Origin of the sequence: Roseateles subflavus, assembly GCF_030285365.1 — a bacterium.
Lineage (GTDB): Bacteria > Pseudomonadota > Gammaproteobacteria > Burkholderiales > Burkholderiaceae_C > Roseateles_B > Roseateles_B subflavus.
This window is the reverse complement of record NZ_JASVDS010000002.1, coordinates 197759-211262: the sequence shown is the minus strand read 5'-3', so window position 1 is coordinate 211262 and position 13504 is coordinate 197759. Positions and strand designations below refer to the sequence as shown.

General features: G+C 71.9%; 9 protein-coding genes. 6 read left to right on the top strand and 3 right to left on the bottom strand.

Annotated features, from left to right (window positions below; translation table 11 throughout):
• Nucleotides 1–219: 219 nt before the first annotated feature.
• Both QRD43_RS06730 and QRD43_RS06725 read left to right on the top strand, forming a co-directional pair.
• Nucleotides 220–1056: a hypothetical protein gene (locus QRD43_RS06730; protein WP_285981728.1), complete on the top strand. Its 837-nt coding sequence runs from the start codon at nt 220–222 to the stop codon at nt 1054–1056.
• 46 nt (nt 1057–1102) lie between these two features.
• Nucleotides 1103–2653: a malonate--CoA ligase gene (locus QRD43_RS06725; RefSeq protein ID WP_285981727.1), complete on the top strand. Its 1551-nt coding sequence runs from the start codon at nt 1103–1105 to the stop codon at nt 2651–2653.
• 31 nt (nt 2654–2684) lie between these two features.
• Here the strand turns inward: QRD43_RS06725 and QRD43_RS06720 are convergent, their stop codons facing one another.
• The 3 genes from QRD43_RS06720 to QRD43_RS06710 form a co-directional block, all read right to left on the bottom strand.
• A complete protein-coding gene (locus QRD43_RS06720; RefSeq protein ID WP_285981726.1) occupies nt 2685–3416 on the bottom strand; it encodes a hypothetical protein in 732 nt (243 codons plus the stop codon).
• Nucleotides 3417–3485: 69 nt separating this feature from the next.
• Nucleotides 3486–6956, bottom strand: a complete 3471-nt coding sequence (locus QRD43_RS06715) for an EAL domain-containing protein (protein ID WP_285981725.1) — start codon at nt 6954–6956, stop codon at nt 3486–3488.
• 145 nt (nt 6957–7101) lie between these two features.
• Entirely contained in the window at nt 7102–7746 is a 645-nt protein-coding gene (locus QRD43_RS06710) for a TetR/AcrR family transcriptional regulator (protein ID WP_285981724.1), read from the bottom strand.
• A gap of 142 nt (nt 7747–7888) precedes the next feature.
• Between QRD43_RS06710 and QRD43_RS06705 the strand changes: the two genes are divergently transcribed.
• Genes QRD43_RS06705 through QRD43_RS06690 form a run of 4 tightly spaced genes read left to right on the top strand, consistent with a single transcriptional unit; the run spans nt 7889 to nt 13497 of the window.
• Complete coding sequence (locus QRD43_RS06705) at nt 7889–10342, top strand: TonB-dependent receptor (protein WP_285981723.1); 2454 nt, start codon at nt 7889–7891, stop codon at nt 10340–10342.
• Nucleotides 10342–10728: a c-type cytochrome gene (locus QRD43_RS06700; protein ID WP_285981722.1), complete on the top strand. Its 387-nt coding sequence runs from the start codon at nt 10342–10344 to the stop codon at nt 10726–10728. The genes QRD43_RS06705 and QRD43_RS06700 overlap by 1 nt, the downstream gene beginning before the upstream one ends.
• On the top strand, nt 10725–12209 hold the full coding sequence (locus tag QRD43_RS06695; RefSeq protein ID WP_285981721.1) for a D-arabinono-1,4-lactone oxidase: 1485 nt from the start codon (nt 10725–10727) through the stop codon (nt 12207–12209). Before QRD43_RS06700 ends, QRD43_RS06695 begins: the two co-directional genes overlap by 4 nt.
• The gene (locus QRD43_RS06690; RefSeq protein WP_285981720.1) at nt 12202–13497 is read left to right on the top strand and encodes an alanine racemase; all 1296 of its coding nucleotides are present in this window, start codon (nt 12202–12204) and stop codon (nt 13495–13497) included. The genes QRD43_RS06695 and QRD43_RS06690 overlap by 8 nt, the downstream gene beginning before the upstream one ends.
• Nucleotides 13498–13504 lie beyond the last annotated feature (7 nt).

Sequence of the window (13504 nt, the reverse complement as noted above, 5' to 3'; positions counted from 1 at the left end):
CCTGCCCCTGCCCCTGCTCCTGCACCCGCTCCCGCACCGGCACCGGCACCTGCACCTGCACCTGCACCCGCACCGGCACCGGCACCGGCCCCGGCCCCGGCGCCTACGCCTACGCCTACGCCTGCTCCCGTCCCTGCGCCTGCGCCTGCACCCACGCCGACACCGACACCCGTTCCCACGCCCACGCCCACGCCGACACCCGCGCCTTCGTCCGAGTCCGTGGACCGCAGCAGCACCCAATGGGTCATCGGCGCTGGCACGGCTTCGGACGGCACCGCCTACACCACCCTGACGGCCGTCGGCGAAGGGGGCCGCCAGCTCTCCATCACCTGCAACAGCCGGGGCGGGCGTTCCCTGTCGATGCGGACCAACGCCAGCCCCGCCCCGCTGGCCTACAGCTGGGTGAAGCTGCGCATCGGATCCCACGAGAGCCAGACCGATGCCTGGACCGAGACCTCATCCGCCGGCCAGCTGACCCTGACCGCCCCGACCTTTGACCTGGACCTCGTGCGCCAGCTCTACCGCAACTGGGACGTCATGGCGGAGGTCGTCTCCGGCAGTAGCCGCTACAACGACTCGTTCGCCGCCCGGGGCTTCCCCGCCGCCATCGACCGGACGCGGGCCGCCTGCAACTGGTCCGACGCGGAGTTCCCGCCGGAGAACGGCTGGGGGCGTCCCTATCCCGATGCACCGCCCGCCTACGCCAAGGAGGTGGTCTACGAGTCCTTCACCTCGGAACAGATCAGTGCCCGGGCCTGGGTCGCCACCAACGCCTACGGCCGGGCGCAGCTGATGGTGCGCATCAACGAGAACCCCTCGATCTGCCGCAGCAGCTCGGGCTTCGACAGCACGCGCTTCTATGTGGAGCAGGCGGGCGGCCGGCGCTCGGCCATCCCGGGCTTCCATCTGAGCTACTCCTGCGGCATGAAGCCGGTGACGCTCGCGCTGCAGGGCGAGTTCGACCCGTCCGCGCCGCTGCTGCTGAAGCTGGTGCCCTTCCATTGGCATTCCCTGAGCGATTTCACCTACTTCATGTCCTCGGTCGCGCTGCCCTGAGCGGCGACAGGCCCGGGCGGCGGCAGACATCGCACAATGTCAGCCCATGAACGCCGCCGCCCGCCTCCCCGACGCCAATCTCTTCACCGCCCTGCGCGCCGCCTTCCCGGCGGACCTCGACGCCTGCGCCATCGAGTGCGCCGACGGCGAGGCGCTGCGCTACAGCTGGCGGGACCTCGAACGCGGCACGGCCATGCTGGCCAATCTGCTGGACACGCTGGACCTGCCGCCGGCCAGCCGCATCGCGGTGCAGACCGAGAAGAGCGTCGAGGCCCTGATGCTCTACCTGGCGGTGCTGCGCGCCGGCCACGTCTACCTGCCGCTGAACACGGCCTACCAGGCGGCGGAGCTCGAGTACTTCGTCGGCAATGCCGAGCCGGCCGTGGTGGTGTGCGCCGGGCGGCACTTCGGCTGGGTGTCCAAGCTGGCCTTCCTCGCCGGCACGCGCTGGGTCTTCACTCTCAACGAGGACCGCAGCGGCACGCTGCTGGACCGCGCCTCCCAGATGAGCGATGTGCACACGCCGGTGCCCCGCCAGCCGGGCGACCTCGCCGCCATTCTCTACACGAGCGGCACCACCGGCCGCAGCAAGGGCGCCATGCTCAGCCACGGCAACCTGCTCTCCAACGCCCGCGTGCTGCAGGCGGCCTGGGGATGGCGTCCGGGCGACGTGCTGATCCACGCGCTGCCCATCTTCCACGTCCACGGCCTCTTCGTCGCCTCGCATGCGGCGCTGCTCAACGGCAGCCGGATGATCTGGTTCAGCCGCTTCGAGCCGCGTGCCGTCGTGGCGCGCCTGCCCGAGGCCACCGTCTTCATGGGCGTGCCGACGCTCTATGTCCGCCTGTTGGCCGAAGCCTCGCTCACGCGCTCGGCCTGTGCCGGCATGCGGCTCTTCATCAGCGGGTCCGCGCCGCTGCTGATCGAGACCTTCCGCGACTGGCAGACCCGCACCGGCCACACCATCCTGGAGCGCTACGGCATGAGCGAGACCCTCATGCTGACCTCCAATCCCTACGAGGGCGGCGAGCGGGTCGGCGGCACCGTCGGGCCGGCGCTGCCGGGCGTGGACCTGCGCATCGTCGACGACGCCGGCCGCCCCTGCGGCGTCGAGGAGATCGGCCACATCCAGGTGCGCGGGCCGAATGTCTTCGCGGGCTACTGGCGCATGCCCGAGAAGACGGCCGAGGAGTTCACCGCCGACGGCTGGTTCCGGACGGGCGATGTCGGCCAGCAGGACGCAGCCGGCTATGTGCGCATCGTCGGGCGCAGCAAGGACCTCATCATCACGGGCGGCTACAACGTCTATCCGGCCGAGGTGGAGGGCTTTCTGAACGAGCTGCCCGGCGTGCTGGAGTCCGCGGTGGTGGGCGTGCCGCACCCGGACTTCGGCGAAGGGGTGATCGCCGTCGTCGTGCCGCGCCCGGGGCCGGCGCCGGACCCGCAGGCACTCGTCGCGGCGCTGAAGGCCCGCATCGCCAACTTCAAGGTGCCCAAGGCCGTGTTCGTGCAGCCCGAGCTGCCGCGCAACGCCATGGGCAAGGTGCAGAAGAACCTGCTGCGCGCCCAGCACCAGGCGCTGTTCGGCAAGACCTGACCCTGCCCTGCCCTGCCCGGCTCGGCGCGGCTCAGCGCTTCTTGAACAGCCTGCCCAGCGATTCGCCGGCCTGCTTCACCGTCTCGCCGGTGGACTCCAGCGCCCGCTCGAAGAAGTAGCTGGCCTTGAGCCGCTGCTGCAGCGCGCGTGCCACCTGGGCGCCGAGCTCGCCGGCCGTGAGGCCGCCCTCGGCGCGGCCCAGGTCGCGCAGGTCCATCTCCGGCAGCTTCAGGCTGACCGTCCGCCCCTGCAGGAGCGCGGCGCTCGCCTGGGCCCGCGGGCGCAGCAGCTGCAGGCGATCGACGATGTAGCGGCGCGGCGCCTGGCCGTCATCGGCCGCCGGCGCACCACTCTGCAGCTGGCGCGCCAGGTGCGTCTGGATCGCCTCGATATTGGTCTGCGTCGCGCCCTTCTCGTAGATGACGTCGGGCGCCTCGATCTCGATGACGGGGATCACCACCACCGGCTGCGTCAGCGTGCGCACGTCCACCTGCACCCGCACGCGCTGCACCTGCAGCAGGTGGGGCGTCTGGAAGCCCGGCGGGTTCCCGATGGTGAGCTGGCGCAGCTCGCCCTCCCCGCTGCGGGGGTCGATGTGGACGCTGCCCAGGCGGATGGGCGCGCCGATGAGGGCGCTGCCCTGCTCCTCGATGGCGCGATGGACGAGCCGGTCCAGGTTGCCGTGCAACCACCACAGCCCGCCCAGCACCAGCAGCGCCACGAGCACCAGCAGGGCGATGCCGCCCAGCAACCACTTCTTCACTTGCGTTCTCCCCGGACCCGGATCAAGGGCGCATCCTAGCGCCGCCGCGCCGGATCGAAGGGCGGCGACTCACAGCGCCGCAGGCGCGTGCAGCTGCCGCCAGGGCGCCTCACGCTGCCAGGTCTCCAGCCAGTCGGCCAGCGCCTCGGCCGGCATGGGCCGCGCGATGCCGTAGCCCTGCATGCGGTGGCAGCCCAGCTGCAGCAGGACGCGGCCGTGCGCCAGCGTCTCCACGCCCTCGGCCACCACCTCCATGCGGAAGGCCAGCGCCATGCGGATGACGCCGTCCACGATGCCCATGTCGTCGGCGTTCCCGAGCATCCCGCGCACGAAGCTCTGGTCGATCTTGAGCGTCTGCACGGGCAGCTTGCGCAGGTAGGTCAGCGAGGAGTAGCCCGTGCCGAAGTCATCGAGCGCGAAGCGCACGCCCAGCTCGCCGCAGCGGCGCAGGATGGTCACGGCGGCGTCCATGTCCTCGATCTGGGCCGTCTCCAGCACTTCGAGCTCGAACAGCTCCGGCGCCTGGCCCGGATGGCGGCGCAGGGCGATCTCCAGCCAGTCATGGAAGCCCGGCTGCTGCAGCTGCGCCGCGCTGACGTTGACACTCACGCACAGGTCCAGCCCCTGCTCGCGCCAGCGCTGCGCCTGGTCCAGGGCCTCCTCGATGACCCAGCCCCCCACCGCCAGCTCCAGATGGCTGGACTGCAGATGGGGCAGGAACTCGCCGGGCGACACCAGGCCGTGATCGGGACGCTGCCACCGGATCAGGGCCTCGACCCCCAGCAGGCGCCCGTCGCTCAGGTCCACCTTGGGCTGGTAGTACAGCACGAACTCGCGTGCCGCGAGGGCCTGCTCCAGGCGCTGCAGATACTCGCGGTGCGTCTGGGCGCGCCTGTCGCTCACCGGGTCGAAGAGCTGGTAGCGGTTCTTGCCCGCCTCCTTGGCCAGGTACATGGCCTGGTCGGCATGGCGCATGAGGGTGTCGGCATCCGCGTTGTCGCCCGGGAAGAGGCTGACGCCGATGCTCACCGTGACCCGCAGCTCCCGCCCCTCGTACGGCATGCCGACCTGCACCACCTGCAGGATGCGGTCCAGCACGAGCGTGCAGTCGCGCTCACAGTCGATGTCCGTGAGCAGGACCACGAACTCGTCGCCCCCCAGGCGGGCCAGCGTGTCCTCCACGCGCAGCACCTCGGTGATGCGCCGCGTCACCTCGATCAGCAGCAGGTCGCCCACCGCGTGGCCGTGCGCGTCGTTGATGGCCTTGAAGCCGTCGAGGTCCAGGAAGCACACGGCCAGGCCGGATTCGGTGCGGGCCGCGCGGGCCAGCGACTGGTGCAGCCGGTCCACCAGCAGGCGCCGGTTCGGCACGCCCGTGAGCGGGTCGAAATGGGCGATGCGATGCAGCTCGGCCTCGTGGCTCTTGATCTGGCTGATGTCCGAGAACACGCCGATGTAGTGCTGCACCACGCCCTTGGCATCCCGCACGCAGGAGATGGTCAGCAGCTCCGCATAGACCTCGCCGTTGCGGCGGCGGTTCCAGAGCTCGCCCCGCCACACCTCATGCGCGGCCAGCGTGCGCCACATCTCACGGTAGAACTCGGCATCCTGGCGTCCCGAGGACAGCAGCTTCGGGCTCTGCCCGAGCACCTCCTCCGGCGCGTAGCCCGTGATGTGCGTGAAGGCGGCGTTGACCTTGGTGATGCGCATCTGCGGGTCCACCACCATGATGCCCTCGAGGCTGCTGTCGAAGACCATGGCGGCCTCCCGCATCGCCAGCTCCAGCTGCTTGCGCTCGCTGATGTCGGCGTGCGTGCCGGACATCATCAGCGGCCGCCCCTCGGCGTCCCAGCTCACCACGCGGCCGGAGGTGCGGATCCAGCGCCAGCCGCCGTCCTTGGTGCGGGCCCGCATCTCGATCTCGTGGGCCGGCGTCTCGCCCCGCAGGTGCTGCTGGACGGAGACCATCACGGCCGGGAAGTCCTCGGGATGCACCAGCTCCGGCCAGCGCTCGACGCTGACGTCCACCTCGCCCGGCTCGTAGCCCAGCATGGTCTCCCAGCGGGCGCTGACCTGGAAGGCATTGGTCTGCACGTTCCAGTCCCAGTAGCCGAGGTCGGAGCCCTCCAGCACGCGGCTCAGCTGGGCTTCGCGCTCCAACAGCGCCAGCTCGACGTACTTGCGCTCGCTGATGTCCTGCACGGTGCCGACGAGGCGCTGCACGACGCCGTTCGAGCCGCGGATGGCGCGCCCCCGGGCCGTGATCCAGGTCCGGCTGCCGTCGCCGCGGACGACCTCGGCATCGACCTTGTAGGGCTTGCCATCGACCAGCGACTGCTCCACTGCGGCGTTGATGGCGGCCCAGCCCTCCGGCGTGAAGTAGCGGGACACCTCGGGCACCGGCGCCGGGCCGAGCGCCGGGTCTCGGCCGTAGATGCTGAAGACCGCCTCCGACCACTGGTGCACATCCCGCGCGACGTCCCAGGACCAGTCCCCCACGCGCGCCAGCGACTGCGCCTCCCGCATGGCCGTGGCCGCTTCGGCCAGCGCCATCTCACGGCGGCTCTCGGCGGTGATGTCGCGGGAAATGCCGAAGAGCCCGCGCACCGCGCCGTCGGGGTCTCGCCAGGGGCCCTTGGTCACGTGGAAGACGAGGGACTGCCCCTGATGGTTGTGCAAGGCCTCCTCGTGATCGCGGGTGACGCCTCCCGCCATGACTGCCTCATCCTGGGCCCGCAGCGCCGCGGCGGATTCCGCCGGGAAGATGTCCGCATCGGTCCGCCCGAGGATGTCCTCGCGGGGGTGCCCCACGAAGCGCGCGGTGGCGCCGTTGACCATCAGGTAGCGCCCCTCGAGGTCCTTCACGAACACGGCATCGTTCGTGCCCTCCACCACGGCGGACAGCAGCTGGCGGTGGTTGGCAAGGCCCAGCAGACTGGCGCGCAGCCGCCCACCGAGGAGGCTCACGGCCAGGCCATTGAGCATCAGGAACATCAGCTGCAGACCGTCCAGCGCCTCGAGCTGCCCGAGGCCGCCGCGCACCGAGCTCAGGGTCAGCAGGGCGCCCGCCCCGGCCAGCAGGCTGGCGCTGAGCCCCGGTCCGAGGCCGCCCAGCATGGCGCTCACGAGCACCGGCAGCATGAAGATGCCGACGAGCAGGCGGCCTTCCAGCGCCGGGCCGAGGAGCAGGTACAGCCCGGTCGCCGAGAGACACAGCACCAGGGCCAGGCCATGCCACACGGAGGGCGCGCGGTGGCGGCTGCGCGCCTGCGAGGCCCAGAGCGCCTCGAGGGCCGGCGTGTCCGCCATGGGCACCGTGCGCAGGGCGAGGTACAGCAGCGCCGCCGTCACGAGGACGAAAAAGAAACCCTTGGCTGTGGCGGCCGCGAGACGCTGCGGCTCATCCACGAGCAGCACGAGGGCCCGGTCGGAGAAGAAGATCCACAACAAGGCGAACGCCAGGTAGGCCAGCGTCACCATCAGCGCATGACGTGCCCGCGCAGGAGCGGTCGCGCCGGCCTGCTCCGTCGATCGTGTCATTGACAACTAGCCCCCCCGGATCGGGTCATGACCTGCCGCGCATCCTCTCACAAGGCGGGGCCGTGCCGACGAAACCCTCCGGCGGGCGGGGGACCCGACAGGCGGGCGTCAGGCGAGGCAGGGTCGATGGCGGGTCAGGCCCCGCTCAGCCCCGCAGGCGGCACAGCTGCGCCGCGACCATCTCGGACATGGTGCTGGCGACGGCCTCCGCGTCCAGGCTCGGATCGTCGAACAGCAGCTCCTGTGCGGCGTAGAGCGCATCGATGGCCAGCCGGATGGTCAGCTTCGCCCGGGCGGGATCGGCGCTCGGATGAGCGCTCATGAAGGGCAGCAGCAGCATGTCCGTGACCTGGTCGTGCGACAGATTGCGCACCGACTGCAGCGAGGGCACCGCCCGCAGCGCCCGCGTCACCCACACGCCGGCCGGCATGTGCTCCGTCAGGGCCAGGGTCTTCAGGAAGAGGTCCGCCACGCTCGCCGCGAAGTCGGTCTCCGGCAGCTGGAAGGTGGCGGGCACGGCCCAGGGCGTGAGCAGCTCGTTCTGCACCTGCATCAGCCGCGTGCCGAGCTCGTGGAGGATGGCGTACTTGTTCGGGAAGTACTGGTACAGCGCCGGCGGCGAGATGCCAGCCCGCTGGCACACGAGGTTCGTCGACAGCCGCTCGATGCCCACCTCGCCCAGCAGCTCGGCGCAGGCCGCGAGGATGCGCTCGTAGGTCTCGACGGCCCGCGCCTGCGTGGGCGCCTTCTTCAGCTCGAGATCAGGCGGGGCGGGGCGGGTGGCGGGCATGGGCGGGAGTCTATGCGAGGGATGCATCAGATCGGATCAATCGAGGCGGCGGCCCCTGGGATTGTCCGGATCGCGATGGCGTCCAGCATAAATATAGTCATCACTACATTCAAGAGCCATCCCGGCCACCAGGAGACTGCCCATGTCCTCGAACCAGCAATGTCCGGCGCGACACCCGCGTCTTGTTCCCCACGCCCTGTGCCTGGCCATCGGCGCGCTGGCCGCGGGCGCCGCCCACGCGCAGGCGGCGGAGGCCGGCACGTCGGCGGAGAAGGCCAAGCTCGATGCCGTCGTTGTCTCCGGCCAGGGCCGGGTGCAGCAGCTGCAGAACGTGCCCATCCCCATCCAGGTGCTGGGGCCGGACCAGCTGAAGAAGAGCGGCGCGGCCAATCTGGGCGACATCGCGGCCACGGTGCCAGGTCTTGCCATGGACACGACGCAGGCGACGCAGCCCAGCATCAGCCTGCGCGGGGTCGGTACGCTGGACTTCGGCATCGGCACCGATTCGCCCGTGGGTCTGTATGTGGACGGCGTCTATGCCGGCAAGACGGGGGGCGCGCTGCTGAACTTCAACGACGTGAAGCGCATCGAGGTGCTCAAGGGGCCGCAGGGCACGCTGTTCGGCCGCAACAGCGCAGGCGGTGCCATCAGCATCGTGACGAACGAGCCCGAGTTCGAGCGCAAGGGCAGCGCGCTGGTCCGCCTGGGCGAGCGCGGGCAGCGTGACGTGCAGCTGCTGGTGAACGAGCCGATCCATGCCGACCTCGCGCTGCGCGCCACGCTGGTGAGCCAGCGCAGCGACGGCTTCACGCGGGACGCCGGCACGGGCGAGCGCTTCGGCGGCGACCACAGCTGGGGCCTGCGCGCCAGCCTGCTGTGGCAGGGCGAGGCCGCCCGCGCGGTGCTGAGCCTGGAGCAGGAGACGCTGCACCAGAACGCCCGCCCCGCCATCGGCGTGGTGCCGCTGCAGACCGGCACGCCGCCCTTCCCCGCCAACCCGGCCGCCTACGCCAATCCCCTGAGCACCGCCTGGCGCAACGACGTCGCCGACCAGGGCGAGTCCCGCGACTACCAGGGCGCGACGCTGCGCCTCAGCTGGCCGCTCGCGGGTTGGCTGCAGGGCGCGGAGCTGCAGTCGACCACCGCCTGGCGCCACTTCAACAGCCGCAACCGGCAGGACAACGACGGCACGGCCAACCCCGCCCTCTTCCTGGCCACCACCAACCGCGAGGGCAACACGAGCTGGCAGCAGGAGTTCCGCCTGAGCGGCAAGAACGCGCTCGTGGACTGGATGGGCGGCGTGAGCTTCTACCGCGAGCAGGCCCGCCAGGGCGCGGACGCCGACAGCACCACCACCGCGCTCGACACCCTCTCCGGCAACGTGCTGGGGATGCCGCTGTTCAGCACGGTCAACGGCCTGATCGATGCCGTCGGCATCCCCGGCATGGACCTGCGTGGCCAGTCCTGGCATGAGCAGATGGACAACCGCGGCACCTTCAGCGCCATGGCGGTCTACGGCGACCTGATCTGGACGCTCTCCCCCGCCACGCGCCTCACCACCGGCCTGCGGCTCACGCAGGACCGCAAGACCTTCAGCTGGTCCAACCCGCTGCGCAGCGCGCCGGGCCTCGACGCGCAGCTGAGCGCGCTGGACGGCGCCGGCTTCTTCCCGGGGCTGGTGGCCGCCGGGGCGCTGACGGCCGACGAGGCCGCGCAGCTGCAGGGCGCCATGGCGGGCAATGTGCTGATCGCCACGAGCGGCGCGACGGCGGCGCCCGTCGAGCGCCGCCAGCGCTGGCATGACGCCAGCCCGCGCCTGGTGCTGGATCACCGCGTGAGCCCCGACCTGATGGTCTACGGCTCGTGGAGCAAGGGCTACCAGGCGGGCGGCTTCAACAGCCTGCAGGTCAACTCGCTCTACGAACCCGAGCACGTGCGCAACCTCGAGGTGGGCGCCAAGGGACGGTGGGCCGATGTGGGCCTGAGCTATGCAGCCTCGCTCTTCCAGTACCGCTTCGACAACCTCCAGACGCTGCAGCTCGTGCCCAACGCCGGCGGCGGCATCCCGGCCTACCAGGTCACGATCAGCGACCAGCAGGCCAAGGGCGCGGACGTCGACCTGCGCTGGCAGCCGGATCGCCACTGGCAGGTGTTCGCCAATGTGCAGTGGCTGGACCAGACCTACCGCCGCGGCACGAGCAGCCAGGGCCATGCGCTCGACGGCCAGCCCGCCGGGGCACCCAAGGTGCAGGCCAGCGGGGGTGTCGAGTACGGCTGGAACACCGCGGGCGGCCTGGCCAGCCTGCGCCTGCAGTGGAGCCACCAGAGCGCCACGCGCTGCAGCGAGGAATCCTATGTGCAGGGCCTGTGCTTCCAGGGCCAGGGCTGGCGCGTGGGCGGCAGCCGGCAGCGCCTGGATGGCCGCGTGGCCTGGGAGGCGTCCGATGGCCGCTGGGGTCTCGCGCTGGTGGGACGCAATCTGCTGGACAAGCGCGAGGTGCAGCGCGTCTGGTACGAGGCCACCCCGCTCGGCGCCGCCTACGCCACGCTCGCCAAGCCCCGCAGCATCGCCTTCGAGGCGCGGGTGAGCTACTGATGGGCAAGACCTGGCCCTCGGTGCTGTCGGCGCTGGGCGTGGTGGCGGCCACGGTGCTGCTCGTGCTGCTCGGCCTGCGCGAGCGCGCGCCCGCGGCGCCCGGGCCGGCCGAGGTCGCGCGGGCCGAGCGCGCCCGCCCGGCCGACGCCCGCCTGGCCCAGCGCTACGAACAGGCCTGCGTGCTGTGCCACGCGCGGGCGGACAGCGGCGCCCCGCTGAGCCACCACGCGCCCAGCTGGGAAGCGCGCCTCGCACGGGGCCTGCCGGCCCTGGTACAAAGCGTCCAGAACGGCAAGGGCGGCATGCCCGCCGGCGGCCTGTGCGCCGACTGCAGCCCGCAGGACTACGACTCCCTGACCCGTTTCATGAGTGGCCCCACGCCATGACATCACGCCGCAATTGCCTCAAGACCGCCGCTGCCCTGGGCAGCAGCCTTGCCCTGCCCGCCCTGGCGCAGCCCGGCGCCGCCTCCGCCGCCCAGGCGGCTGCCAGCGGAGTCGCCGCCCCTCGGCCCCGCCCGCCGGCGGCCCCGGCCAGCCCGCAGGCGGCAGCGCCCGCGCCCGCCGTGCCGCCGCTGGCTGCCCAGCCGCCACGCGCCTGGCAGAACTGGTCCGGCCTGCAGCGCTGCGAGGCCGCCTGGCTGCTCCCGACCTCCGAGGAGCAGCTCGCCGCCAGCCTGCCCGCGCTGAAGGGCCCGCTGCGTTGCGTGGGGGCCGGCCACAGCTTCACGGCCCTGGTGCCGACGCCCGGCACGCTGATCTCCCTCGACCGCCTGAGCGGCATCGTCGAGGTGGACAAGGCCGCGATGACCGTGCGGGTGAAGGCCGGCACGCGCCTGGGCGCCCTGGCGCGCGAGCTCGACGCGCAAGGCCTGGCCCTGCACAACCAGCCGGACATCGACGTGCAGACCCTGGCGGGCGCGCTCTCCACCGGGACGCACGGCACGGGCCTCACCCTGCCCGCGCTGCATGCGGAGATCCAGGCCCTGCGCCTGCTCACGCCGCAGGGCGAGGTCAAGGTCATCAGCCGCCTGCAGAACGCCGAGCTGTTCGACGCGGCCCGCGTGTCGCTGGGCGCGCTGGGCATCATCACCGAGTACACCCTGCGCGTGCGCCCCCGCTACATGCTTCGCCGCAAGGTCTGGCTGGAGCGCACCGAGGCGCTGCTGGAGCGGGCGCCGGCCCTGGCTCGCGAGCATCGCCACTTCGAGCTCTACGTGCTGCCCTTCACCGGCTATGCCGCCGGCATCACGCACATCGAGGTCCCCGAGGGCCCGCCCGAACGCCCGCACAGCGCGGACGAGGACGTGCTGGCCGATCTGCAGAAGCTGCGGGACTGGCTCGGCCGCTGGCCGCAGATGCGGCGCTGGGCGGCCGCCAAGCTCATCGACCCGGCGCAGACGGAGCTGGCGCAGGACTGGTCGCACAAGCTGCTGTCCACCGCGCGGCCCACGCGCTTCAACGAGACGGAGTACCACCTGCCCCGCGAGCAGGGCCTGCCCTGCCTGCGCGCGGTCGTCGCCCAGCTGGAGAAGCGCAACGAGGTCTTCTTCCCGCTCGAGTTCCGCTGGGTGCGCGCGGACCACGCCTGGCTCAGCCCCTTCTTCGAGCGCGACAGCTGCTCCGTGGCCGTGCACGCCAAGGCCGGCGAGGCCCATGACTACCTGCTCGGCGAGATCGGGCCGATCTTCCAGCGCCATGGCGGCCGGCCGCACTGGGGCAAGCTGCACACCCTCACGGCCCGCGAGCTCACCGCCCTGTACCCGCGTTTCAAGGACTTCCAGCAGCTGCGCGAGCAGCTCGATCCGCAAGGGCGGCTGCTCAACGCCCACCTGCAGCAAGTTTTCACGGGAGGTGCTCGTGGATGAGCTGAAGCAAGCCCGGCGCTGGCGCCGCCGCCACTGGCTCGGCGCCGCGGGCCTGATGGCCGCCGGAGGCGCCTGGCTGGCCCGCCCCGCGGACCGCGGCGGCGCGCACGACGCCTACTTCCAGCGCCTCGCCCGTGCACTGCAGGACGCCGGCGTGGCGCAGGCCCGGCTGGTGATCGACCTGCCCCGCCTGCGCGCCAACCTGGCCCGCATCCAGGCCCACCAGGCGTCGACGGGCATGGCGCTGCGCGCGGTGCTCAAGTCCCTGCCCTGCCTGCCCCTGATGGACGAGGTCGCCACCGCCTGGGGCAGCCGCCGGGTGATGGCCTTCAACGCCGCGCAGACGGCCGCGCTGCTGCAGGCGCGGCCGGACGCGCAGGTCCTGCTGGGCAAGCCTTTCCCGGTGGCCGCTGCGGCGCAGCTGATCGAGCAGCTGCCACCGGAGCGCATCGCGGCCATCGAGTGGCTCATCGACACCGAGGCCCGGCTGGCCCAGTACCGCCAGCTCGCCCAGGCGCGGGGCCAGGTCTTGCGCGTCAATCTGGAGATCGACGTCGGCCTGCACCGCGGCGGCTTCGAGGACGAGGCGTCCCTGGCCCGCGCACTGGCCACGTTCAAGGGCTTGCCCGGGCTGCTGTGGCGCGGCTTCATGGGCTATGACGCCCACGTCGCCGCTCTGCCGGACGTGGCGGGCATGCGCAGCACGGCGTGGGCGACGGCCCAGGCCCGGTACGAGCGTGCCTGGGCCCTGGCGAACGAGGTGCTCGGCCCGCAGCGCCGGCAAGACCTGACCCTCAACACGGCCGGCTCCCCCACCTTCCGCCTGCACGACGGCCGGGGCGTCCCCAACGAGGTCTCCGTGGGCTCCGCCGCCCTGCTGCCCTCGGACTTCGACAAACCCCTGCTGGCCGATCTGCAGCCGGCCGCCTTCATCGCCACGCCGGTGCTCAAGACCTGGCCCCGCTTCCGCCTGCCCGAGGGCGCCACCTGGCTCAGCCGGGCCGCGCAGGCCTGGGACCGCAACCAGGCGCGGGGCTACGCCATCCACGGCGGGCACTGGCTGGCCGATCCGGCGTCGCCGCCCGGCCTGCAGCCCAGCGGGCTGTACGGCCCCAGCTCCAACCAGCAGGTGATGGTGGCCAGCGAGTCCGTCGAACTGCAGGCCGACGAGCTCGTGTTCTGGCGGCCGCGGCAGAGCGAGGCGCTGCTGCTGCAGTTTGGGGAGCTGCTGGTCTTCGACGGTGAACGCGTCAGCGGCGCGTGGCCTGTGCTGCCGTCCTCCGCCTGAATCCCCC

Bases quoted from the DNA above. Each gene is read 5' to 3' on its own strand.
- QRD43_RS06725 (WP_285981727.1), top strand. From the start codon at position 1,103: ATGAACGCCGCCGCCCGCCTCCCCGACGCCAATCTCTTCACCGCCCTG.
- QRD43_RS06700 (WP_285981722.1), top strand. From the start codon at position 10,342: ATGGGCAAGACCTGGCCCTCGGTGCTGTCGGCGCTGGGCGTGGTGGCG.
- QRD43_RS06705 (WP_285981723.1), top strand. From the start codon at position 7,889: ATGTCCTCGAACCAGCAATGTCCGGCGCGACACCCGCGTCTTGTTCCC.
- QRD43_RS06695 (WP_285981721.1), top strand. From the start codon at position 10,725: ATGACATCACGCCGCAATTGCCTCAAGACCGCCGCTGCCCTGGGCAGC.
- QRD43_RS06715 (WP_285981725.1), bottom strand. From the start codon at position 6,956: ATGACACGATCGACGGAGCAGGCCGGCGCGACCGCTCCTGCGCGGGCA.
- QRD43_RS06710 (WP_285981724.1), bottom strand. From the start codon at position 7,746: ATGCCCGCCACCCGCCCCGCCCCGCCTGATCTCGAGCTGAAGAAGGCG.